This window comes from Photorhabdus namnaonensis (assembly GCF_001684335.1).
Lineage (GTDB): Bacteria > Pseudomonadota > Gammaproteobacteria > Enterobacterales > Enterobacteriaceae > Photorhabdus > Photorhabdus namnaonensis.
Genome location: NZ_LOIC01000104.1, coordinates 38,974 through 62,511, shown reverse-complemented (window position 1 = coordinate 62,511; position 23,538 = coordinate 38,974). Strand labels below are relative to the sequence as shown.

The 23,538-nt window shown below is 39.3% G+C and carries 22 protein-coding genes and 1 tRNA gene; 7 read left to right on the top strand and 16 right to left on the bottom strand.

Features of this window, described 5'->3' with window-relative positions; all coding sequences use genetic code 11:
• Positions 1–69 precede the first annotated feature (69 nt).
• Positions 70–342 (bottom strand): PAAR domain-containing protein, encoded by a 273-nt coding sequence (locus Phpb_RS23065; RefSeq protein ID WP_065392398.1) that lies wholly within the window; start codon positions 340–342, stop codon positions 70–72.
• A 984-nt stretch (positions 343–1,326) separates the two neighbouring features.
• Here Phpb_RS23065 and Phpb_RS23060 point away from each other — a divergent pair.
• Positions 1,327–1,701 (top strand): LecA/PA-IL family lectin, encoded by a 375-nt coding sequence (locus Phpb_RS23060; protein WP_065392397.1) that lies wholly within the window; start codon positions 1,327–1,329, stop codon positions 1,699–1,701.
• Positions 1,702–1,807: 106 nt separating this feature from the next.
• Here the strand turns inward: Phpb_RS23060 and Phpb_RS23055 are convergent, their stop codons facing one another.
• From Phpb_RS23055 to Phpb_RS23040, 4 genes are all read right to left on the bottom strand, one after another.
• The gene (locus Phpb_RS23055) at positions 1,808–2,626 is read right to left on the bottom strand and encodes a hypothetical protein (protein ID WP_065392396.1); all 819 of its coding nucleotides are present in this window, start codon (positions 2,624–2,626) and stop codon (positions 1,808–1,810) included.
• A 5-nt stretch (positions 2,627–2,631) separates the two neighbouring features.
• On the bottom strand, positions 2,632–2,850 hold the full coding sequence (locus Phpb_RS23050; protein WP_040148939.1) for a hypothetical protein: 219 nt from the start codon (positions 2,848–2,850) through the stop codon (positions 2,632–2,634).
• A gap of 345 nt (positions 2,851–3,195) precedes the next feature.
• Positions 3,196–3,774, bottom strand: coding sequence for a YceI family protein (locus tag Phpb_RS23045; RefSeq protein ID WP_065392395.1), 579 nt, complete (start codon positions 3,772–3,774; stop codon positions 3,196–3,198).
• A 26-nt stretch (positions 3,775–3,800) separates the two neighbouring features.
• Entirely contained in the window at positions 3,801–4,355 is a 555-nt protein-coding gene (locus Phpb_RS23040) for a cytochrome b (RefSeq protein WP_036778604.1), read from the bottom strand.
• A 487-nt stretch (positions 4,356–4,842) separates the two neighbouring features.
• Between Phpb_RS23040 and Phpb_RS23035 the strand changes: the two genes are divergently transcribed.
• Both Phpb_RS23035 and argS read left to right on the top strand, forming a co-directional pair.
• Complete coding sequence (locus Phpb_RS23035) at positions 4,843–5,580, top strand: cyclase family protein (protein WP_065392394.1); 738 nt, start codon at positions 4,843–4,845, stop codon at positions 5,578–5,580.
• A 228-nt stretch (positions 5,581–5,808) separates the two neighbouring features.
• On the top strand, positions 5,809–7,539 hold the full coding sequence (argS, locus tag Phpb_RS23030) for an arginine--tRNA ligase (protein WP_065392393.1): 1,731 nt from the start codon (positions 5,809–5,811) through the stop codon (positions 7,537–7,539).
• A 68-nt stretch (positions 7,540–7,607) separates the two neighbouring features.
• On the opposite strand, the gene Phpb_RS23025 is transcribed toward argS, so the two are convergent.
• The 3 genes from Phpb_RS23025 to rimJ all read right to left on the bottom strand — a co-directional run bounded on the left by Phpb_RS23025 (position 7,608) and on the right by rimJ (position 11,945).
• The gene (locus Phpb_RS23025) at positions 7,608–8,387 is read right to left on the bottom strand and encodes a thioesterase II family protein (RefSeq protein WP_065392392.1); all 780 of its coding nucleotides are present in this window, start codon (positions 8,385–8,387) and stop codon (positions 7,608–7,610) included.
• Between the two features lie 382 nt (positions 8,388–8,769).
• A complete protein-coding gene (gene murJ / locus Phpb_RS23020) occupies positions 8,770–10,308 on the bottom strand; it encodes a murein biosynthesis integral membrane protein MurJ (protein WP_046397690.1) in 1,539 nt (512 codons plus the stop codon).
• A gap of 1,052 nt (positions 10,309–11,360) precedes the next feature.
• Positions 11,361–11,945: a ribosomal protein S5-alanine N-acetyltransferase gene (gene rimJ, locus Phpb_RS23015; protein ID WP_036778615.1), complete on the bottom strand. Its 585-nt coding sequence runs from the start codon at positions 11,943–11,945 to the stop codon at positions 11,361–11,363.
• A gap of 314 nt (positions 11,946–12,259) precedes the next feature.
• On the opposite strand from rimJ, the gene mdtH reads away from it, so the two are divergent.
• Both mdtH and Phpb_RS23005 read left to right on the top strand, forming a co-directional pair.
• Positions 12,260–13,465, top strand: coding sequence for a multidrug efflux MFS transporter MdtH (mdtH, locus tag Phpb_RS23010; protein WP_065392391.1), 1,206 nt, complete (start codon positions 12,260–12,262; stop codon positions 13,463–13,465).
• A gap of 38 nt (positions 13,466–13,503) precedes the next feature.
• A complete protein-coding gene (locus Phpb_RS23005) occupies positions 13,504–14,067 on the top strand; it encodes a lipoprotein (protein WP_065392390.1) in 564 nt (187 codons plus the stop codon).
• Between the two features lie 63 nt (positions 14,068–14,130).
• Here Phpb_RS23005 and Phpb_RS23000 read toward each other — a convergent pair whose 3' ends face one another.
• Both Phpb_RS23000 and ghrA read right to left on the bottom strand, forming a co-directional pair.
• Entirely contained in the window at positions 14,131–14,670 is a 540-nt protein-coding gene (locus tag Phpb_RS23000) for a TorD/DmsD family molecular chaperone (RefSeq protein ID WP_065392389.1), read from the bottom strand.
• A 72-nt stretch (positions 14,671–14,742) separates the two neighbouring features.
• The gene (ghrA, locus tag Phpb_RS22995) at positions 14,743–15,684 is read right to left on the bottom strand and encodes a glyoxylate/hydroxypyruvate reductase GhrA (protein WP_065392388.1); all 942 of its coding nucleotides are present in this window, start codon (positions 15,682–15,684) and stop codon (positions 14,743–14,745) included.
• Positions 15,685–16,010: 326 nt separating this feature from the next.
• On the opposite strand from ghrA, the gene Phpb_RS22990 reads away from it, so the two are divergent.
• Positions 16,011–16,100: transfer RNA gene (locus Phpb_RS22990), tRNA-Ser, on the top strand.
• A 308-nt stretch (positions 16,101–16,408) separates the two neighbouring features.
• Positions 16,409–16,711 (top strand): HigA family addiction module antitoxin, encoded by a 303-nt coding sequence (locus Phpb_RS22985; protein WP_036814247.1) that lies wholly within the window; start codon positions 16,409–16,411, stop codon positions 16,709–16,711.
• A 202-nt stretch (positions 16,712–16,913) separates the two neighbouring features.
• Here Phpb_RS22985 and Phpb_RS22980 read toward each other — a convergent pair whose 3' ends face one another.
• The 6 genes from Phpb_RS22980 to luxC form a co-directional block, all read right to left on the bottom strand.
• A complete protein-coding gene (locus Phpb_RS22980) occupies positions 16,914–17,495 on the bottom strand; it encodes a hypothetical protein (protein WP_065392387.1) in 582 nt (193 codons plus the stop codon).
• 72 nt (positions 17,496–17,567) lie between these two features.
• Positions 17,568–18,680, bottom strand: coding sequence for a long-chain-fatty-acid--protein ligase LuxE (luxE, locus tag Phpb_RS22975; RefSeq protein ID WP_065392386.1), 1,113 nt, complete (start codon positions 18,678–18,680; stop codon positions 17,568–17,570).
• 115 nt (positions 18,681–18,795) lie between these two features.
• Positions 18,796–19,773, bottom strand: coding sequence for a luciferase subunit beta (gene luxB / locus Phpb_RS22970; protein WP_065392385.1), 978 nt, complete (start codon positions 19,771–19,773; stop codon positions 18,796–18,798).
• 18 nt (positions 19,774–19,791) lie between these two features.
• Entirely contained in the window at positions 19,792–20,871 is a 1,080-nt protein-coding gene (luxA, locus tag Phpb_RS22965; protein WP_065392384.1) for a luciferase subunit alpha, read from the bottom strand.
• A gap of 34 nt (positions 20,872–20,905) precedes the next feature.
• A complete protein-coding gene (locus tag Phpb_RS22960) occupies positions 20,906–21,829 on the bottom strand; it encodes an acyl transferase (protein WP_065392383.1) in 924 nt (307 codons plus the stop codon).
• Between the two features lie 13 nt (positions 21,830–21,842).
• On the bottom strand, positions 21,843–23,285 hold the full coding sequence (gene luxC / locus Phpb_RS22955) for a long-chain-fatty-acyl-CoA reductase LuxC (RefSeq protein ID WP_065392382.1): 1,443 nt from the start codon (positions 23,283–23,285) through the stop codon (positions 21,843–21,845).
• Positions 23,286–23,538 lie beyond the last annotated feature (253 nt).

The window sequence follows — 23,538 nt, the reverse complement described above, 5'->3', positions numbered from 1 at the left end:
GCGCCAATTGCCGTATATATTGCAATTCTTGTAGGAATAGAGACTGTTTTTTATTCATAACACACTGTCCTATAAGGTTTTTATCTGGGAAAATGTTTGCGAAGCGATCAAGACAGCTCCACAAGAGGTTTTCATACCTTCCAGTGCAAGCCCTTGTTGATTAGTTCCGACTACGGACGAAGTTCCTTCCGCAATGGATTGATGTCCGCCACACATTGGACAGGACACCGGATCGTTAATCCGCGCTACCCCTTTGCCCAAAACCTGAAAACGCTCATCACCGGCTAACACCGAACCACCGTGAGAGGTTTTGTCACCATGTCGTATGATATTTTTCAACATAAATCTCCTGCCAGAAAATGGAACTGATTGAGCTCTTTACCCAAGAATTAAGGCAACAAAAATCCTATTACCATCGACAAAAATCACCGCTTATGCCGTGAGTAATAGCGAGTTGAATGACAGGAAGACAGATAATGTATTCCTATCAATTAATCCCTTGAATAAGGGAACAGGAGTTAAAATTTCCTTCATGTTACTTTGATGAAGGAGATTCGGTCATGATTATTAAATTATCATCAAATAGCAAGAAATAATTTCTATTTTTTTCATTTACAAAAAGTAGAAATTTGTAACACTTTGTTACAAATTCAATAAAGGATTAAGTTATTATAAATATAATGGAGAATTTAATTGCCGGATATATTAACCATCTTACCCTACTTATTTTATCCCAATGTTAATCGATTTCCTATTAAGAATAGAAATGTCTTAATAATTCAATAGCCGTGAAAGTCATCCTATCGATTAATAGCTACCTTCTCTGATTCATTCAGATTGTCCTATATACCTTTTTTATAAATCAACAGCAATCTGATGTATGAAACGCCCACTTTATAGTAATAAATAACCGCTCCATACAAGAAACACTATCTATCAATAATTTACTGTAACCATTTTACACAATTTCCGCACGGAATGAAAATTAAGGGCAATTCTGGTTTTCTGACATAATTAAATCAAGAAATTAAAAATGGAATTATTCTCTTTTATTCCAATCATTCGTTACAATAATTCAAGTCAAAAATAACCATAAATTATTTTCCAGAATGAAATTAAGATTCCATAAAAAACAGAAGTAAAAAAATAATTATAATATTAAATTAATCATTGTTTTAAAAATTATTATTGTTATTAAGGCAGGTCACAATATATGATATTTTTCATTGTTCATTCGAACATAAAAATATAAATTTTCATTCAGTCAAATATGTAAACATCTTTGACAAAACTATTTCTATAAAACATAATTTCAGAGGTAATACTATGTATAATTGGTCAGGAAGTGTTCCAGCTAACGCTGCAAACGGTAAACCCACAGGACTTATTCTCAAACAAGGAGATACAATCTCTGTTGTTGCACATGGATGGGTGCAATATGGTCTTGGTAATATTGAAGTATCATCACCTGATGGCCCTTTACCTAAGTATCCACAACCCACACCAATATCTCTCGTCGCTAAGATCGCCAACAAGAAGTTTGTAATTGGCGACGGAGTACTTCATAAAACAGTTCCTGTAGATGGAGAATTAATACTTTTATTCAATGACGTACCGGGTACTTTTGGTGATAACTCAGGTGAATTTCAAGTCGATGTCATAATAGAATCTCGGTATTCCCCTCTAAAGGAAATAATATAAAAACCGCGTGAATATGCATTACCAATAAAGTAATAAACATTTTTATTGATATCATGCCAAGTGAAAAATCACATCATTTCACTTGGCAGATAAGAAAAAGGCCGCATTAAACAGCAGCCTCATCATTATTATTACTGTTTTCTACAAATGGATGCTTACTATATTCTTCTTCAAACGATATATAGGTATCTACATCAAATAAAGAAAAAGATTCTATTTGGTCTATCGGTAATATATGTCGGAATTGATATACTGATAATGGTTCAGAGTTTAATGTTATCTCTTTTCTACTATAAATATCCGTATAATTATGCTCGACCATAAAAGATAAGCTGTCTTTATCACGGTATCCACTTATAAATGGTATAATTGATACCATTGCATCTGAATGGGTATGGAAATTGTAAAAATTCGCTTCATCAACCATTCCAACATACACCTTTCGAGATTTGAGAGTAACCATAACAAGAAGACCGCACTCCAAGGATTCTAGTAATAATTCATTTACAGAATCTTTTTTCGCATTATTCCTAATGGCTTTAATCCGGTATGCATAGTTTTCTGATCTGTTTTTAGCGATTGAAGCTTGGCTTATACTCATAAGAACCGTAGATATAACTACAATCCATGAGAAAAAGCTCGCAGTGGCGTATCTAAGTCCATTCAAGTCTGTAGCAAATGTAAACTGAGTGTATTTTGCGCCCAAATATGCAGGTACATTCATAATATACATTGCTAAATACAATAGAACATCAATAAATACAGCCATGACAAAGCCAGCGATTAAAAACTCGCCGCCTTTTAAAGCTACTTGAAAGTAAGCATTCCACCCTTGCGCTTTTTGTAACTCAATTTTTGATGGTATGTCGCTATCAATATATTTATAGCCACAGATCAAAACAAAGGTAATAAAAACAGGCCACATAATAGTTATTTTCTCTTTGATAACGCTTTTATATTATGTTCAAAAGCCGCTATCACATCACTATTCTTTCTGTTAATCATGACAGTGCCGTCATTTCTAATCAGCAACCTCTGAGAGCAGTCTTCAGTGGCAGCGCTTTCAGGTTTTATCAATTTGGCAGTTCCTCTAATAATTTTATCAGGAGAAACATATGCCTTATCTATCAGTTTTGTAAATGATGACATAACCCCCTCTCCTTACCCTCTGTATTATTAAGACATAATTTAACCATAACGACTAATAAACACTCAGCCTCTATACTAAGTTTACTTGCAAGTGATACTTGTATCAATCTGATAACACTATGTATGCACCAAACAAAACACAATATTGATATTTTATTCGGTTAATGTAGCTGCAATGAGATCTTATCTACTCAAAACCACGTACAATCAATTGCATTAAAACTGTATATAACAACAGTATCACCTGTGAGATCAACTGGAAAGAAGGTTTTGCCTATCAATAAAACAGGCCACGCAATGCGTAGCCTTTAATAAATTACACTACTGCGTTAAGTAATCAGCGTATTACTTTTCCCGGACGCCTTCGATAGAGATCAGTAATTCCGCTTCCTGTGATTTAGGCCCTAAATCTTTTTGGAAATTAAAGTCTTTCAGTTTGATTTTACCGTAAGCGTCAAAACCTGCGCGGTAACCACCCCACGGATCTTTACCTTCACCCAGTAGTTCTGCATTCAGCACTACTGGCTTTGTCACACCATTTAAAGTCAGATCACCTGTGACAATATATTTACTCCCCTCTTTTTTCACTGCGGTTGAGGTGAATTTTGCTTCAGGATATTTATCCGTATTAAAGAAATCTTTACCACGCAAGTGCTTATCACGTTCAGCGTGGTTAGTGTCCAAGCTGGCTATTTTGATCGTCACATCAACTTTATCCGCAGCCGGGTTTTTCTCATCAAATGTGAAAGAACCATCAAAATCTTTAAATGTTCCATATAGCCAGCTATATCCCAAATGCTGAATACGGAATTGAATAAAGGCGTGCTGGCCTGGTATATCAACTTTATAATCGGCAGCTAATGCCGAACCTGCATTTAGTAACAATGCGCCCGCAGTCAGACCAAGTAATGTCTTCTTCAACATATTCTTCTCCATAATCGTCTTTTGTATTATTCAGGACGGAAACCTAGCATCCGCTTTAAGGTTGCATCACGATCAATAAAATGGTGTTTTAATGCCGCGACAGCATGTAATAGCGATAAAATTACTACCGCCCAGGCAAGGTAAAGATGAATCATACCGGCAGTATCTGCCTGTTCGCCCTGACCCGTTAATGTGGCTGGCACAGTAAACCAGTCAAAGACAGCTATTGACTGTCCATCAGCAGTCGAAATTAAATAACCACTAATCAAAATGCTAAACAGTAAGATATACAACAAAATATGCATTAAAACAGCACTGACTCTGATTAAGCGGCTATAACTGGCTAATGGTTTTGGTGGTGGAGAAACAAAACGCCAGATAACACGTACAACCATCACTATCAGCAGCACTATTCCGATACTTTTATGAATTTCAGGCGCTTTGTGATACCACGTATCGTAATACCCCAATGTCACCATCCACAGCCCTAGCGCAAACATGCCGTACACAACCAAGGCAACCAGCCAGTGTAGCAGGACAGATAAATGACCAAATTGGTTAGAAGTATTCTTCCAAAGCATAGTCGTTCCTTTTTAGATCAATGCTGATGAGCTTTTCGGGATTCATTAAATCATAAACGATATTAATTTCTTTTTTATTAAAAATTTCAACAAATAATTTGCAAAAGATTTTCAATTTTAATCAATGAAATTCATTTAAAATAAAAAACATTAAATAACAATAAGATAGAAATAAGTCACATTAAGAACAATGCCCCAAAAACATATAATATATATTTTTTTATTATATTTGATTTTGAATTTTAACTAATGTAAAAATCAAATATATTATTTCTTTATAATTTTCCGTTTATAAAAAAATAATCTGATGTACTCGTACCCGACGAGCCTAACACAAACATGCCTTTATTTCGTATGTTCATTACTGGAACAATAAAAGTGAATAAAACATGAGGTACATCACTATTTACGGCAATAAATCTTACAGCATTAATCATGTAATAGTGGTAAAAATAACATCAATAAATTATCAAAAATGAGGTTTTTTATGTCAAATAACATTTTACAAGCACTCACTTTGCTGAAATCAAAAAAATGGGTCGACTTGACGCATAGCTTCGATAAAGATTCTCCACATTTTTTTATGCTTGATTCAGCAGAATTTAAAACACTTTTTGATTATAAAGATGGCTTTTTTGTTCAGAAATTTTCTTTTCCCGGCCAATATGGGACTCACATTGATGCTCCCTGTCATTTTGTTCCGAATACCCGTTATGTTGATGAACTGGAATTAAAAGAATTGGTTTTACCTTTAATCGTGCTTGATCAATCAGAAAGAGCAAAACAGGACCCTAACTTTTCACTCTCTAAAGAAGATATTCTTAAATTTGAAGAAGAATATGGCGTTATTGAGGCAGGTACTTTCGTTGCGCTCAGAACGGATTGGAGTAAACGCTGGCCATCCCAGGAGAAAATGGACAATAAAGATGATTCAGGCAATAACCAAATACCTGGGTGGGGAGTAGATGCCCTTAAATTTTTATTTGAGGAGCGTCATGTTAAAGCCATTGGACATGAAACATTTGATACCGACGCCGCTAAAGACTTTAGAAAGAATAATGCCTTGTTGGGCGAAGATTATGTCTTAAAGCAAGATACTTATCAGATAGAACTGTTGGCTAATTTAGACCAAGTACCTGTACGTGGCGCAGTCATTTTTAATATCGTAGCCAAACCTAAAAAAGCCTCTGGTTTTCCTGTTCGTTCATTTGCCATACTTCCATGACCGTTCCTTCTCTTATGCCGTATATTTATTACGGCATTATAGTCACGATCATGATTTTTCGAGGAAACGCATTTTTTCTCTTCGCAACTTGGCGCAAAGCAACAGTAAAGTGGTATGTCATGTGTTGAATATGGTATAAAACCCGCCGTTTTTTCTTATGAACCATTTTGCAAAGGATATTGTTTGCTACAATATACCTATTTCTTGTTCGTCATTTAAGGTAACCAGGTGAATATTCAGGCGATTCTTTCAGAAAAAGTCAGCCAGGCGCTGATTGCAGCAGGTGCTCCAGCCGACAGCGAAGCTCACATCCGCCAATCCGCGAAAGCGCAGTTTGGCGATTATCAGGCCAATGGAGTGATGGCCGCGGCGAAAAAAGTGGGTATGCCCCCCCGACAACTGGCAGAAAAAGTTGTTAGCCTGCTAGATCTGCAAGGTATCGCCAGTAAAGTTGAAATCGCCGGCCCCGGCTTTATCAATATTTTCCTTGATCAAGCGTGGATTGCAGCGAATATCGAAACTGCCCTGAAAGATGAGAAACTGGGCGTTACTCCAGCCGAATCACAAACTATTGTTGTCGATTATTCCGCCCCCAATGTAGCGAAACAGATGCACGTTGGTCATCTACGCTCCACTATTATTGGTGATGCTGCCGTCCGTACACTTGAATTCCTCGGTCATAAGGTTATCCGCGCTAACCATGTGGGTGACTGGGGAACCCAGTTTGGTATGCTGATTGCCTATCTGGAAAAAGTGCAAAATGAAAATGCCAGCGATATGGCATTATCCGATCTGGAAGCTTTCTATCGCGAAGCGAAAAAGAATTACGATGAAGACGAAGAGTTTGCCATCCGCGCCCGTGGCTATGTGGTGAAGCTGCAAGGCGGTGATGAATATTGCCGAACCATGTGGCGCAAGCTAGTGGATATCACGATGGCCCAAAATCAACAAACCTATGATCGTCTGAATGTCACGCTGACTAAAGATTCTGTCATGGGTGAAAGTCTGTACAACGATCTGCTGCCCAGTATTGTCGCTGATCTGCAACAGCAAGGGCTGGCAGTCGAAAGCGATGGCGCAACCGTGGTTTACCTTGATGAATATAAAAACAAAGAAGGTGAACCGATGGGCGTTATTATCCAAAAGAAAGACGGTGGTTATCTTTACACCACAACAGATATCGCCTGTGCGAAATACCGTCATGAAACCCTGCACGCTGACCGCGTTCTTTACTACATCGATTCCCGTCAACATCAGCATTTGATGCAAGCCTGGACCATCGTTCGTAAAGCGGGTTATGTGCCAGAATCCGTATCGCTGGAACACCATATGTTCGGCATGATGTTAGGTAAAGATGGCAAGCCATTTAAAACTCGCGCCGGCGGTACGGTCAGATTGACCGATCTATTGGACGAAGCCATTGAACGTGCCAATACCCTTATCCGTGAAAAGAACCCGGATATGCCAGAAGATGAACTGAAAAAAGTGGTTGAAGCTGTCGGTATCGGCGCCGTGAAATATGCCGATCTCTCCAAAAGTCGTACCACAGATTACATCTTCGATTGGGATAATATGCTCGCTTTTGAAGGCAATACCGCACCTTATATGCAATATGCCTACACCCGTGTCGCCTCCATCTTCAAGCGTGCGGAAATTGATGAAAGCAGCCTGACATTACCCGTTATCCTCAATGAAGAGCGTGAACAAGCATTAGCCACCCGTTTGTTACAATTTGAAGAGACCATCACCACCGTCGCCCGTGAAGGTACGCCACATGTTATGTGTGCTTACCTGTACGATCTAGCCGGTCTGTTCTCTGGCTTCTATGAACACTGCCAGATCCTCAATGCTGAAAGTGAAGAGTTGCGTCAAAGCCGCCTGAAACTGGCGCTCCTGACCGCGAAAACATTGAAACAAGGTCTGAATACGTTGGGCATTGAGACGGTAGAACGGATGTAACAGGATAATCGCTGTTTTCTGAAAATTGGCGTGATCGGGTATATATATTGCCTTATCACGCCAATTAATTAGACTTTGGCCGATAACACAGCAGTACGTTCCCGCTTGGTACTTAATTCAATTCTTGCATGGATGATATTTGCAACCACTTTTGGTATATGCCGGATAAAGAAATGATCAGAATCCACAAAGTGAATATCAATCCCACCACAAGTATAATTTTCCCACGCCAATATATCCTCTTTTGACATCGTTTTATCCTGTCGCCCATAAATCAAAACGAGTTCTGATACACTTTGCTTTGGCAGCAAGTAACGTTTCATATGGTAATTGATCGAGAAATCATTACGAATAACAGGAAAGAACACCGCCTTCAAATCTTCATCACTAATGATCTCATCATGAGTTCCACCATATCTTACCAATAACTCGCTCAATTGAGTATCGGACAAATTAAACGGATCTTCTTTAAAACTGGTAATATGTGGAGCCGCTTCCGCAGAAATAAATACGTTTGCTGGAGACTGATTCTCATTGTTTAATCGGTTAGCTAATTCATAAGCAAATAAGCCGCCGTTGCTGTGCCCAAATAAAGAAAATTGCTTACCATTAATCAGACGCTTCATTTCTTCATGTACTGCTTGCAAAATATTTTCCACATCTCGACTTAATGCTTCATCAAAACGGCTGCCGCAACCCGGTAATTGCAATGCATATACTAATATATTCTTTGCTAAACAGTTACTTAGGCTACGAAAAACTTCTGCCGAGCCACCCGCATAAGGAAAACAAAATAAGATATGATCCGTTTTATCTGATTGTATATGACTTAATTTTTCAAACCACATAAATTATTCTCTCCCAATTAAATCTGTCAAAGTCAGCCGATCCATCATAGTAGCCGGCAAACTGCTTAGTCCCAACATTCTTTATATTTATTTGTAAAAAAACACGATCTAACACGCATAATTAATTTTTCATTAAAATATTATTAAACGAAGTTATTATAACTATTATCCATCAATAACTTATAAATATTTACAACAATAAGATATTAAAAAATTTATTTTTATTCATGAAACGGATTCAAGCATAAATTTAAATTTGAGAACATTAATAGTTTTAAATCGAAAAAATAGGAATATGGTAAAGTAACTTAGCTGATATCCCGGTAACTTCAGAAAATTCAAGCGCAGCTTGATCTCATAATAATTACCGGGATATCTCAATTTATTGAAACCCGCGGTGGGCAAAATCTTTTAGCCGAAAACCCATCAATATCAGCGCAGCAAAATAGCTGCCTGCCCCGGCGATAACCACCACCATTAATCGCAACAGGCGCATAGCCATATTTCCCTGATCCCATGCTGGCATCAGCCACAAAGTAACCGCCAATACAGCAATCATCACTGCAATTGCCACCACCAGTTTAAATAAGAACACCCCCCAACCCGCTAACGGCTTAAAAATATTTTTCTTACGTAATTGCCAGTAAAGCAGACTGGCATTGAAACAAGATGCCAAACCGATAGACAGAGCCAGCCCTGCATGTTTTAGTGGACCAACAAAGGCAAGATTCATTAGTTGAGTCAGAACCAAAGTAGCAATCGCAATTTTCACCGGGGTTTTAATATCTCGACGAGAATAAAAACCCGGCGCCAGCACCTTAACAATAATTAGCCCCATCAATCCAAAGCAGTAAGCAATTAACGCTTTTTGGGTCATTACTGCATCAAATGCCGTAAAATTACCGTATTGAAACAGAGAAACGATTAAAGGTTCTGCCAGCATACCTAAAGCAACAGCACAAGGCAGTGCTAACAAAAAACAGAGCCTCAGCCCCCAATCCATTAATTTGGTGTACTCCTCATGATTTCCGCTAGAAAAACTTTTCGCCAGTGAAGGCAAAAGAATTGTCCCAAGCGCAACACCCAATACACCAGAAGGTAATTCCATTAAACGGTCAGCGTAATACATCCAAGAGACAGAACCGGACACCAAAAATGAGGCGAAAATCGTATTAATAATTAATGAAATCTGGCCGACTGAAACCCCAAGAATTGCGGGTCCCATCTGCCGCATAACCCGCCATACGCCGCTGTCACGGAAAGAAATACGCGGTAATACCAGCATGCCAATCTTTTTTAAATGAGGAAGCTGATATAACAGTTGCAAAATTCCTCCGACAACCACCGCCCAACCCAACGCCATCACCGGCGGATTACAATAAGGGGCGACAAATAACGCAAACACAATCATGCTGATATTAAGTAACGTCGGAGCGAAGGCAGGAACAGAAAATCGATTCCAGGTATTTAATATCGCACCTGCCAATGAGGCCAGTGATATCAGAAAAATATAAGGAAAGGTAATTCTTAACAGATTTGTTGTCAGCGTAAATTTATCGGCGGTATCGGTAAAACCGGGCGCAGTAACATAAATCACCCAAGGCGCGCTTAAAATCCCCAACACAGTAACAATGGCCAGAATTAACGTCAACATACCGGAAACATAAGCAATAAACGTCCGAGTCGCTTCATCACCTTGTTGGTTCTTATATTCTGCCAAAATAGGCACAAATGCTTGAGAAAAGGCGCCTTCGGCAAAAATACGACGCAGTAAATTAGGCAGTTTAAATGCGACAAAAAAAGCGTCCGCTGCAACACCTGCCCCAAATATGCGGGCAATAATGGCATCTCGGATAAAGCCCAAAACCCGAGAGAACATGGTCATAGAGCTAACCGCAGCCAGTGATTTCAATAAATTCATCGTATTTATCTCAAAATCATGTTAGTTGATTTCTGAACTGTCTGTATGACAGTGCAAAAATGGAAAATGGATTATACACGACTGAGATACTTGTAAACTGCCGGTGCTTTTTAAGTTGCCTGTATTAGTGCAAAAAACCACCAAGCCACACCATCTTAATCCAGCTTGCTAAGCTACCTATCCAACAGTGGACGATTAGATATTAACTTTAACCTACTGACGGTTAAAACATATCGATAAAACAATAAAAAAACCTGTTTTAAGAGAAACAATATTCCTTTAAAATCAATAAATTATTATTTAACATAAAATTATGTACGGACTCAAATTATATGAATATTTATTTTCACTCACTCTTTTTTATCTATTTTTTTCAATTAGATTGTTATTCTTATTAAATAGGCCAATTAGGATAATACCTATTTTTATGGATTAAAAAAACATTCAAATTATTTCCAAAACAATTAGCCAATAATAAAATATCCAATGAATTATTCAAAGGAATACGGACATATTTACTTCCAGAGTAACGATGTTGCACTTATTATGCGAATCTACCAAGGTTAATCATTCACTTTGTTAACAAAAGCGTCAGGTATACATAAATTCACGCCTATGCACTAGAATTCATTAACTTTTATAAGCTGCCAATGTAACATCGTATTTGGCCTAGATGATGGCGACTTGCAACTAGCCTTACTACAGAAAGCTCAAATAGCCACTTCAAAAAACGCACCAACCGAAGTCAGTGCGTCAAATAAGTCAACTCATTAAAGCTTACTCAGGATAAAACTCTTGTTTCTAAGCTGCCTGTACGGCAGTGAACTGTTACATATTAACTTCAACCTACTGACGATTAAAGCATATTTTAATAAAACAACGAAAAAACCCTTTTTTACAAGAGAAATAATATTCCATTAAAAATCAATAAATTAAAATCAGTCCTTAAAAAAGGGTCAAAATAAGGTGTGAGGAAGGCAGATTTTCAACGATGGTTTAATTCATCATTACTAATTTAATTTACTTTATTTGGTGACAGTACAGCTTAATAATCAACTTTTTCCACTCCATTTGTCATCTGTCAATGCGGTTAATACGTGATCTTGCCAAACTCCATTAATCATCAGGTATTTCTTGGCATAACCTTCACGTTCAAAACCCAATCGTTCCAACAATTTCCCACTACGATGATTATCCGGCATATAATTAGCCATAATCCGATGCATCCCCTGTTGACGTTGCATATAACGGATAGCTGGTTGTAAAGCTTCGTACATCATCCCTTTTCCTTGCCACTTTTCACCAAGCGAATATCCCAAATAACAGGCATGAAAAGCCCCACGCAGAATATTACTGAAATTGGCAACGCCAATAACTTCATTTTCATTTGGATCAAGTAGCAGAAAATGAAAAGCCGCACTCTGTCTTTGCATCTCTATGATTAAATTCAATCGGTTTATCCAACCGGAAGGCTGACAATGACTTCTATCTCTGGTCGGTTCCCAAGGTTTAAGAAATTCGTGATTTTCTGAATAATACTCAGCCAAACGATAAGCATCCCGCTCGTACACCAAACGTACCACCATTCGTTCCGTGATCAGACGAACTTTCGGTAAAGTGGAACTATAACCAAACATTATTTCTCCCTAACTATACCCGTCATCTTTCAAGTTGCCTCTTTGTTGGCTGCACTCACTCACCCCGGTCACATAGTTTCCTATGCTCCCGGGGATTCGTTCCCTTGCCGTCGCGATGCATCTTGAAATCCATAGGGTATATATTAATTTATCCGTTAAAAATTTAAGCGATTTATCTGTAAAAAACAGCTTCCAACCATTACTTTTGCGATAAAAAAATATTATCCATAACTCACTATCCTAATGATCAAATTAAGTACAGAATATAAAGGAACTGTATTGTCCTCTCTATCTTACTACTCCAATGGTGAGCAATGTCACTGGTTTCACAAGCACGTAGCCTGGGTAAGTACTTCCTGTTATTCGATAACTTATTGGTCGTTCTGGGTTTCTTCGTCGTATTTCCTTTAATATCAATACATTTTGTTGAGCAACTGGGCTGGGCCGCGCTGGTCGTCGGTTTTGCGCTTGGTTTACGCCAGTTTGTACAACAAGGTTTAGGCATTTTCGGCGGCGCAATTGCAGACCGTTTCGGCGCGAAGCCGATGATCGTTACCGGCATGCTATTACGCGCTCTTGGTTTTGCTTTAATCGCCTTAGCCACCGAACCGTGGATACTGTGGCTTGCCTGCATATTATCCGCACTGGGGGGGACCTTATTTGATCCTCCCCGGACCGCGCTGGTCATCAAACTGACTCGACCGCACGAGCGTGGCCGTTTCTTCTCGCTGCTGTTGATGCAAGACAGCGCCGGTGCGGTTATCGGCGCACTGATTGGTAGCTGGCTGTTGCAATACGATTTCCAACTTGTCTGTTGGACAGGTGCCGGTGTTTTCGTTCTGGCAGCCATCTGGAATGCATTATTCCTCCCTGCCTACCGAATTTCGACTACCCGCACGCCCATCTGGGAAGGGATGCAGCGCGTTATTAAAGATCGCCGCTTCTTCACTTATGTCTTAACGTTGACCGGCTACTTTATGCTGTCTGTCCAAGTGATGCTGATGTTTCCGATTATTGTCAATGAAATCGCCGGAACACCTGCCGCAGTGAAATGGATGTACGCGATTGAAGCAACCCTATCGCTCACTTTGCTGTATCCGCTCGCCCGCTGGAGTGAAAAACGATTCCGGCTAGAACAGCGTCTAATGGCCGGGCTTTTCCTGATGAGCCTGAGTATGTTTCCAGTCGGTTTGATTGGTGAAATAAATACCTTGTTTGGCCTTATTTGCCTGTTCTATCTCGGTACCGTCACCGCTGAACCTGCCCGCGAAACATTAAGCGCTTCACTGGCTGATCCGCGCGCGCGCGGCAGTTATATGGGATTTAGCCGTCTTGGCCTGGCATTGGGCGGCGCCTTGGGTTATACCGGCGGTGGTTGGTTATATGATACCGGCCATGCGCTGCATATGCCGCAATTGCCTTGGTTCCTGCTTGGGATTATTGGCTTGATAACGTTGTATGCTCTGCATCGTCAATTCAACCAACGTAAAATTGAATCTGCCATGCTGAGTGGCAATTAATGAGGTAAAATCTGCCCTCCAAAATATAAGGAGTTGATATGAGAAAATTTTTCTTGGGGGCAGTATTACTGCTAGCGGGGTTAATCAGTGGTTGCGATCAATTCAAAGGCGTCAGTATCAGCGAAGAGCTAATTAATGGTTATCTGGCAAAACACATCCATTACCAGAAGCAGATTGAATTACACGGTATTGCTAACGCGGATATTGAATTGACAGAGCTATCCAGCCAAATTGGCCGGACAGAACCAGACAAAATAGCGTTAACCGGCCGCGCAAACGTAAATATTACTTCCCTGCTTGGCCCGGCTCAGGCTGACATGAAACTCATCCTGAAAGCACAACCTGTTTTTGAGCAGGAAAAGGGGGCTATTTTTCTGAAAGAGTTGGAAATCGTTGATTACCAAATCACACAGGAAAAAATGGAAAAACTGATTAACGCATTAGTTCCTTATCTGAATAAATCACTCAGCGCTTTCTTTGATACTCACCCGGTTTATGTATTAAAACCGGACCACAGCAAAGCAGAAGCCGCCGCTAAAACATTAGCAGAAAGGTTAGAAGTTAAACCGGGCAAATTAGTTATTACGCTGACCGATAAATAATTTCCAGCGCACTAGCAAAAAGGCAAATAATTCCAAATTATTTGCCTTTTTATCATTTTAAAACTAAGAATCCAGCTCTTCTCTCAACGCCTGTAGCGCCTCACGAGTAATCATGGCTAATGTCCGGTAGAAACCGGTTGTGGCATGGGCTTCCACTTTCCCCAGAAATTGCCCACACCACGGCAGAAGATACTCATCAAACAGCTCAATCTGCCCCTGAACCTCATCTTCTGCCGCCTGATCCTCCAGCCATGAAGCACTTAATAGCAGAGAACCAAACTGATCGACTGGCCCATCTGACAACGGCATTCCTCGTTCAATCAGAAACTGACGAATATCGTTTTCACTCTCCCCGATATAGTCAGAACGGCGGCTTGGTACACTGGCATCATCGCCATAAAACAGTGCCACATAATCAGCTTGCATTGCTGATAGATCACAATTTTGTTGCAAACGATCCAACAACGCATCTTGTTCCAGTGGCCATGATTGCTTCAATTTACCTTCGACAATCATCGTCAGCAGTGGTTTCAGAATCGGGTCTTGCGGTTGACGATTAAATAAAGTTCCTAAAATACGGCAGACTATTGAAAATTCATTCATCTCAGTTTCCAAATAAATAGCAATTTCGCCATTATTGTCTCTAATAGCCGCCCCTACTGTAAAGAGACGTTATTAATATCCTAGTTCTATATCCACCACACCGGTTGGTGATTCTCCCTTTTCAATTCGCCGAATATTTTCACTAATCGTATCCATAGCAATATTGGGAATAGTAATAGCCGAAATATGTGGCGTCACCGTTATACGAGGATGAGTCCAGAACGGGTGCATCTCTGGTAGTGGTTCCTCAACAAACACATCCAATGCAGCCCCGGCGATATAACCTTTATCAATCGCCACCAACAGATCATGTTCTACTAAATGGGCGCCTCGTGCGATATTAATCAGATATGACTTTGGTTTTAGTTGGCTAAACAGCGATAAATTCAGAATACCACGGGTTTTTGGTGTATCGGGCAGCAAATTGATAAGCACCTTACTCCCGGAAAGAAAATCGCCTAATTGATCTTCACCGTGAAAACTAACTATATTGTTAACCTGTTTTGGAGTACGGCTCCAGCAACGCACAGTAAAGCCAAGCTCAACTAACGTCTCCGCAACACTGCGTCCCAGAATACCGGCGCCCAACACACCGACGACAAAATCTTCGCGATCATGGGGCACGAGTTGTTTCCACATCCTCTGCCCTTGTTGCAACTTATACTCATCCATGCGCCGCAAATAATGTAAAACCATTGCTACCGCATACTCTTGCATTTGCCGCCCCATACCCGCATCTTCAAGCCGCATCAGTGGCACACCGGCGGGCAACATCCCTGGTCTTTGTTGCTCCTGCTTCAAAATGGCCTCTACTCCTGCACCTAAAGTAAAAATCCCCTTCAATTCGGAGCGATTAGCCAACATCTCATAGGGAGGCGCCCAAACCATTGCATAATCCGCATGCTTATTATCGCCGCGTTTCCATTGACGGACATTGATATTGGGCAGTCGTTGCTGCATACCTTGAATCCACTGAGCAGCATCAAAAAAAGGGTGGTAAAAGATAATATCCACGATTATTTATCCTCATCTTACATTTTCATACAGGTTATCTGATGATTGGGTGTAGGTTGCAAGTCCCTTTGTTAATCGTCATTACGAAAATTTTGAGAATGTTAAGTAGTTAACGAATTCATTTTTTTCTTATCGGGGAACTTGTATTTGTCCATTTTAGTGGTGTTAGTGGGTATGAATTCATCGAATTGATTCTTATTTAGCTAACCAATCAAAAAACCAAAGAAAAGTATCAGAAGAGTGTTGACGCTTGTAACGGTTTTCCCTATAGTAGCGCCCCGTTGCAGCGACGATGTTAAACAAAGTAGCTGGGATGAAAAAAAGATGGTGAGGTGTCCGAGAGGCTGAAGGAGCACGCCTGGAAAGTGTGTATACGTGAAAACGTATCGAGGGTTCGAATCCCTCCCTCACCGCCAAATTCGAAAGAAAGCTCAGGTTTACCACTTGGGCTTTTTTACTTGCATATACCTCCGACGCAGGGAGGGTCGAGAACCCTCGACTAGGGTTCGACAAAACGGCTTGCCGTTTTGGACCGCCAACGGCGGCCCGCAGGGTGAGCGCAGCGAATCCATCCCTCTCCTCCAAATTTAAAAAGAAACTCAGGTTAAATACCTAGGTTTTTTACTTATATGGACATTACAATTACTATTTCAGGAAATTGGCGTGTGACATTCGAATTTATCGATAGTGATACGTACATCGTTAACTACGAGGATTATCACTAATGAAAATGTTTAACCCACCTCACCCAGGCGAAATTATTGCTGACTCTTTGGAAGAATTAGGTTTAGGAATTCGTGATCTAGCGCGAGCATTGAATGTTGCCCCGTCTACGGCTCAACGTCTAGTGTCGTGTAAAGCAGCAGTCACGCCAGAGATGGCAATAAAACTGTCAAAAGTGCTTGGTAGCTCTCCACGATTGTGGCTAAAACTGCAAGAAACTTATAGCCTCGATAAAGCAGAAAAGACTGTTGATATCTCCAAACTGACACCGTTATTTAAACCTATCCATTTATCTCATACCTAAAAGTCAACAACCTGAGCTCAGGTTTACCACCTAGGCTTTTTTGCTTGCATATACCCCCGATACAAGAAGGACCGAGAACCCTAAACAGAGTTCGACAAAACGACTGTATATTTATCTCGCAAGCATTGGGCAAAGGACATTAGCTATCAAATGTTGGGACGAAACAGATATAAAAAACCACCCGAAGGTGGCTATTGTCGCCTCAAACATCTTCATCCAGTTTTTCACGATCTAGTTCCAGTAACTCTTGGAATTCCTTTGATCCCCTTAATTCCTGAATTTTATTCTCGAGATCTGGGATCGTATGAACATCTGGACTCGTATAAATCAGTCGACTGGTTTCTATGCCTTCTTTGCTACACATTATATGTATATCAACTAATACCGTATTATTATCATAACCTATAGACATAGTTCCATTGTATTTTAGCGCATTTTCAAACTCTTCTTTTGATGGATACGATGATTCATTTCCATACTTTTTCTCTAACGATTTGCTTACTGGCTTCACGAGGCGGCCAATATCAATCTCTAATCTTTTAAATTTTCCATTTAAAAAAAATGCCATTGCTTCCTGCTTTTTATTAGCAAACGAAAAGTCAGAACATGAATAAAGTGATACTTCTTTTATTTGAGGGCTTCCCTCAAATTTTTCAAAATCACATAATCTCTTCGAAAGAAATTCTTCTTCTGTCATGCCAAACTTTGCATCTTTATACCCATCAACTGCCATTGCACCAAAGCTCACCATTCCCAATGCAAGCATAACTGCCAATTTTTCCATATTATCTCCTTTTGCTTTGAGCAATAATAACAATGAGAGCTATATTAAGCTAATGTTTCTCGATACCATACTTTAACTACCAAACGCTTCAGTTAAACTTAAAGCACACCCCTTTTGCGCCCTCGTATTGACACGACGTAAAATTTCAACGACCACGCCGGGATAGTTACCATATTCTCTGCTAATTATCCCGACATCATCGGTGACAATAAACGCGGGATAACTCGTTGATGACGCATCCATATAACTCATCAAACCCGGCGTTCCATCAGGTACAGGTTTCAACGTTTCAGGATCAAGCGCTCGCGCATATACCCACGGCGGAACATGTTTACGTTGCATCTCATCTTCAAAGAAACAAGTGTTGAGTTCAACTTGATTAAATATATCGCGGATTTGATTAATATCACTGAGGCTGAAAGTATCGAATAAAAGATGATTAAAGTCATCGCGTTTCAGGGATTCTTTTTCGTAATTTTTCCAGCCGCCCCCCGTTATGATATAAAGGTTCTTATCTCCAGAAAACAAGATATTTTTATCTTTCATATAATGACAGAGCAAATAAATAAAATATGGCGAACCGATAAGACAAATATCTTTCCCTTGATCTTTTATTCGCTCAAGATTATTCAATGTTTTAACAAAATCTACTCGCTCTTCTGTTACGGTGAATGTCGTAGGATATAGCAACTCCACCAAGCTCATAACATATTTAAACCAAATGTTATGAGCATTAAATCTATCAGGTCCCAAGTTGACCAACTCCATTTGGTGATCAAACCAACTACCAACATATTTCATGCCATAACTCACAGAGCCTAAAAGTCTCTCAATACTTAATCTGTCACGTGCTACCTGACTTTTTAAACCATTCGTGCCGCTACTGGTAAACCAACTTTCAATCTCGTTTTCATGAGACGTTAATAAGCGAGTAAACTTAAAAACTGATGTTGGGAATACAGGTATGTCATCAATGTCCATAATATTGTCATCGACTTTGTGTGCCTGACAGTAGTGACGATATTCTCGACAATGTTTGTAGTGATGACGAAACGCATCAAGCACAAGTTTGTTTCTGATTTTTTCTTGTTCATCATAAGACCAAGCCAACGGATCGCTCGAAAAAATCAAATCATCAATTTCTGAGCTTGCTGTGATTTCTTGTTTATCAACATATGAAGTCATACCTGTTTCACCTCTCCAGATAATATTAGAAAGTATGGCAGCACTTCTGTCATACTATTTATTCCATGTAGTACTTATTATTCCATATAGTACTTATTATTCCATATAGTACTTATTATTCCATGTGATACTTCTTAATATTATCATCCACAATATCGATTACCTCTTTTTGGCGCATCAAGTCACTGATTGGTTCAAAGGATAGCAATACATCTTTTGCTCCGCACTTTTCAATTGCCAACTTAGCCGCGGTTATACATTCCGTATAATCTCCGATAGCGTTTTCTGTAATTATTTCTTCAAGTTTCTTTTCCAAATTTTCATTCGGATGCATTTCAAGAACATAATCACGGATAAATGCACGTGTCTCCTCTTTGGCTTTCTGACTATCTTCGTTATAGTTAACCAAGATCATTAACTGATGGTCTATCTCTGATAAGTCAACACCATGTTTATCAGCAATGGCTTTATACCTCTCAGCATATTCATGTCTAATATCATTAGAATCATCCCACTTAAAGATGAGAGGAATGCCTTTTTTGGCCGCCCATTCAACAACATGATGACTCGTTGCTGTTACATATTGCTTAGGCCCGCCTGGCGTATAAGCATGGGGGTTGACTGATATTTTAGGAAAACTATAAAAGTCGTTATCTGGATTACAATAACCCGTTGTTAAAGCATCGTTAATAATTTCATAACACTCTTCAAATAATTGCTGTTGATATTTATCTGGGCGATTAAAAAAATGCATTTCATCTTTCTTTTCGCAATCACTAAATCCTAAAACAAATCTCCCTTCACTCAACTGATCTAATAAGCCAGCTTCCTCCGCTATTCGGACAGGGTGATGAGTTGTAATGATATGATTCAATGAGCCAATTTTAATTTTTTCTGTCAGACCGAGTAAAAAACCAGAAACAGTTAAAGGAGCACCGACAATACCATTAGCTGAAAAATGATTTTCATATACCAAAATCTGTTTAAAATTCAACTTATCAACATATTCGGTTATTTCCTGCATGCGAGCTAAACTTTGCTCTTGAACAGTTGTTGAATTGATGAAGTTAAGGAAGAACAATCCAAATTTCATTTTATTTTCCTTAGCTAATTATAATAGCGAACGTTGTTTTTCTTTAAGAAACGGCATGACATCAGACTGGAAAAGCTTCATGGAAGCAATAATTTCGTCTACTGTTCCATTAGCTTCAAACCCACAACAAATATTTGATATTCCCGTGGCGTCAATGTCTGTTTGGATGATGTCAATGCACTCCTTCGGGGTTCCTACAGGATTAATTTCATAACTGTAATCAATGCGGCGGTTAGTATCTTTATGTCCTTTTAATACAAAGTCACGCCACTGCCCCTTATTGAAATCATAACCTTTTGTTTTATCTGAATCGTCAAAAATGGTCGTGGCATTCACATAAGAATCATACCAATGCCCCAGGAAATTCCGGCAAATTTCTTTCGCTTTAATTGAGTCATGATCTACAGATGTTATATATGATAAACAATGGTCGATATTATGAATATCGTGCCCATGTTCTTGAGCCACCTCATTATAAAGCTCCATTTGAGCTATCTTTTCGTTAGTATTTATGATCCAACTTAAGATCATCGGCAAACCGTGTCGAGCGGCCCATTCAGTGGTCGAGGCTGATTCAGCCACCACATAAACAGGCGCTCCACTTTTACTATATGCGGTCGGGTTTACTTTTACCTTATGGAACTTGATATGTTCATTGTCAGCTTCTACATATCCTTCCGTCATTCCGTTCTTTATCAACCCATACCAGCACTCCGTTAAGGCGCGAGTGTTATCCATATCTACGCCAAATACACGAAAGTCTTTGTTGTAAAGCCCCCGACAAATACCAAACCTGAATCGCCCTTTTGACATTTGATCCAATAAATTCACATCTTCAAGTTGACGTACTGGATGGGCTGTAGGAAGAACAATAGCCGCAGTCCCTACATTCAATTTTTTGGTTGCACCCAGTAAATGCGCAGCAGCGACATAAGGGTTACCCAGCAAACCAAACTCCGTGAAATGATGCTCAAGTAACCAGACAGTATCAAAACCGCACTCCTCAGAGACGCGGCCTAATTTAACCAAACGCTGCATTACCTCTGTTTGAGAAAATTGGGGCGGTTGGTAGGTAAGTAAAAAATTGCCAAATTTCATAGGGAATCCTTATATTTCTATCCGAGCGATAGCGTTAAGATAGCGAAATCGTTTGATTCTCAATCTCAATTTTCATTCGGCGTTCATTGACTGTTGCAATAGTTAAATGTTCAAATGATGGTTCAGTGATATTAATATCAATATCCAAACTACCATTATCCATCGCAATAGCAGCTTTCGTAACCGATTGATAAAAATTACGCAAGACTACTAAGTTCTCACCCAAATCATGTGAGCTTCCTAGCAGAGAATATATCTTGCATCGATTATTACGAATATTTGATAACAATGTGATGACTTCATCTTGCTTTACCCAATTGTCATTATTTGCAGTAAAAGCAATAAACGGTATATCCAGAGACCTCATGCTATTGACTGTAGAAGTTAAATCCTCCCAACCAAAATCAAGGCAATCTCTCGCAAAGACTTCAGCACCCAATTTATGGCCTTCAAAATCCAGATTATTCGGCAATTCATCAATAGGTAAACTGAGATAATCAAACCCTAACGCTCTTTCGAGAGTATATCGTAAGTTAACAACTCCGACCGCAGTGATTAAAAACGAAACATTGATTTCAGATAGGCTTGCGTAAACTATCCTCGCGGATAAGCTGGAAGCCAAAATACCACGGTGAGTTATTTTTCGTGTATTTAACCAATCAACCACGGCTAGCAGGCTCTGTTTTCCTATAGACATGGTAAATTCATCAATTGTCCCTGAACTCAATCCAACATGGTGAAGCGAATCATAGCGGATCACATGAAATCCATTCCGCGATAAATATTCCGCCAGACCAGCAAAATGATCCATCCTTCGGGCAAAACCAGACGCAATAATAATGGTATTCTTTCTCTTTGGGCTATTTTCTTCTGGCAACGTTTCCCAGACATGAATTTTTTTATTTCCTTCAACGCAAATCACATGGTCGATGGTTTTATATCTGGCTTCATTTTCCATACTTTTTTACCTATTAAGGGACAAACACAAGGAACTTATCTTCTTCCAGGAATCGAGTCTGTTCTATTTCAACCGCAACATCCTTAGCCGTATAGTTAGCAGGTCTTTCATGAGAAATATATGTCACTAATCGTTGTAATGGCCTCATTCCGTCATGAGAGCCGCCAACTCGAAATATGTTACTCATTCCTGTTTCTACAATTCTTTCCGCACCTTTTAATGCTAATGCATCTCGATATTTAAATGATGACTCCCAGGGAAAAATAGAGACGGTTTGCGTCTTATTTTTTTGAACATAAGGTAATATTTGCTCAATATTATCGACATGATGAAGATACACACACCTGCCAAGTGGTTGATTAAGTTCCACCCCCGCGTTCGATTCAATAATCATCCAGCGCTGATGAGCACCAGCCTCTACTTTTAATCCAGCAAACAAGCTTTCTTTTTGAACTAAGGTATAAGCCGCTTTTTCATCAAAATCTTTTTTGGCGTTTGGTAATATATGAGCATATAGATTAAGTTTTTCTACCAACGCTAGCTTAAATTCTTCATAATGATTTCCCATGTAATATATGTTTTGGGCAGAAAAACAAGCTTGTTGATCGTAAAAACAGACATCATGAGCCGCACCTGTCGCGGCAGACGTCAAATTATCAGGATTATCAATAATGCAAAAACTCTTCTTATGCCCAAATTTAATCACATCAATATAGGGTGGCGCATGCTCTACAGCCCAATTAATTGCCTCTTCCCCTCCCCAAGCAACAATAACGTCCGCATGTTGCATAATCTCTTTCGCGAGTGATGTATCACCTTGATGTTGCCAATATACAACAGACAAAGAGCGCGTTATTGGATGATTAGGGTCCACATCGATAAAACTCAACGCTAATGCACTGGCTGTAAAAGGATCTGCTGACGAGGTTTTTATAATGCATTGATTCTTGGTTAAAATGGCGCGCAATATAGACATAATCCCAGATAATGGGACATTACCTGCTAGTAAATGTACAGACTTACCTTTCGGAAAAGCCTTAATATAACTTTCATCCTGAGGTATCCACTCATCCATAATATGACGAGAACCTAGTTCATTGTTTACAACATCATAAAGACCGCCTTTAGAGCACAAGATCATAGCTATCCAGTTAGCTTCTAACTTGGCCATTGCTTCTGAATATCCCATATATTTTTTTAGGTCGCGAATGTATGTCCTGCGTCTTGAATATTCTTCATTTTTCCATCTTTGTCCTACCGTATAGAGAAAAGTGATAATGTTATGCAACCGTAATTCATTATTTTCATTATAATCAATAATGTTTTTCACTTGAGAATTATTCAATATTGGCAGGTAAACACTATTATCACCAAAATTAATGGATTGCACTGAATCATCACTTTCGGGAAAGATTTCGACTTGGCCGTTAATAATGAATGAAATTTTTTTACTCATATTTGCCATCCATTTAATGGGGTTATTTCAACTTAAGTTATTGTTTAATCATCTTGCAAACTGGTCGTACCAATACTTGTTTTTTTATATTTTTATGTTACGACGATGTAAGTAATAAAATATACAGAAAATCAGATTCTGATTACGGGACACCTGACCTGTAACTTTCGTCAGAATATGATAACATTCTGAATTTTCTACTCAAATCTGTTAATGTGACTGAACGGATCGTCAATATAATATCTACCTCAGC

Coding starts and splice junctions, on each gene's coding strand:
- Phpb_RS23065 (WP_065392398.1), bottom strand. CDS start 342: ATGTTGAAAAATATCATACGACATGGTGACAAAACCTCTCACGGTGGT.
- Phpb_RS23060 (WP_065392397.1), top strand. CDS start 1,327: ATGTATAATTGGTCAGGAAGTGTTCCAGCTAACGCTGCAAACGGTAAA.
- Phpb_RS23055 (WP_065392396.1), bottom strand. CDS start 2,626: ATGTGGCCTGTTTTTATTACCTTTGTTTTGATCTGTGGCTATAAATAT.
- Phpb_RS23050 (WP_040148939.1), bottom strand. CDS start 2,850: ATGTCATCATTTACAAAACTGATAGATAAGGCATATGTTTCTCCTGAT.
- Phpb_RS23045 (WP_065392395.1), bottom strand. CDS start 3,774: ATGTTGAAGAAGACATTACTTGGTCTGACTGCGGGCGCATTGTTACTA.
- Phpb_RS23040 (WP_036778604.1), bottom strand. CDS start 4,355: ATGCTTTGGAAGAATACTTCTAACCAATTTGGTCATTTATCTGTCCTG.
- Phpb_RS23035 (WP_065392394.1), top strand. CDS start 4,843: ATGTCAAATAACATTTTACAAGCACTCACTTTGCTGAAATCAAAAAAA.
- Phpb_RS23025 (WP_065392392.1), bottom strand. CDS start 8,387: ATGTGGTTTGAAAAATTAAGTCATATACAATCAGATAAAACGGATCAT.
- murJ (WP_046397690.1), bottom strand. CDS start 10,308: ATGAATTTATTGAAATCACTGGCTGCGGTTAGCTCTATGACCATGTTC.
- rimJ (WP_036778615.1), bottom strand. CDS start 11,945: ATGTTTGGTTATAGTTCCACTTTACCGAAAGTTCGTCTGATCACGGAA.
- mdtH (WP_065392391.1), top strand. CDS start 12,260: ATGTCACTGGTTTCACAAGCACGTAGCCTGGGTAAGTACTTCCTGTTA.
- Phpb_RS23005 (WP_065392390.1), top strand. CDS start 13,504: ATGAGAAAATTTTTCTTGGGGGCAGTATTACTGCTAGCGGGGTTAATC.
- Phpb_RS23000 (WP_065392389.1), bottom strand. CDS start 14,670: ATGAATGAATTTTCAATAGTCTGCCGTATTTTAGGAACTTTATTTAAT.
- Phpb_RS22985 (WP_036814247.1), top strand. CDS start 16,409: ATGAAAATGTTTAACCCACCTCACCCAGGCGAAATTATTGCTGACTCT.
- Phpb_RS22980 (WP_065392387.1), bottom strand. CDS start 17,495: ATGGAAAAATTGGCAGTTATGCTTGCATTGGGAATGGTGAGCTTTGGT.
- luxE (WP_065392386.1), bottom strand. CDS start 18,680: ATGACTTCATATGTTGATAAACAAGAAATCACAGCAAGCTCAGAAATT.
- luxB (WP_065392385.1), bottom strand. CDS start 19,773: ATGAAATTTGGATTGTTCTTCCTTAACTTCATCAATTCAACAACTGTT.
- luxA (WP_065392384.1), bottom strand. CDS start 20,871: ATGAAATTTGGCAATTTTTTACTTACCTACCAACCGCCCCAATTTTCT.
- Phpb_RS22960 (WP_065392383.1), bottom strand. CDS start 21,829: ATGGAAAATGAAGCCAGATATAAAACCATCGACCATGTGATTTGCGTT.
- luxC (WP_065392382.1), bottom strand. CDS start 23,285: ATGAGTAAAAAAATTTCATTCATTATTAACGGCCAAGTCGAAATCTTT.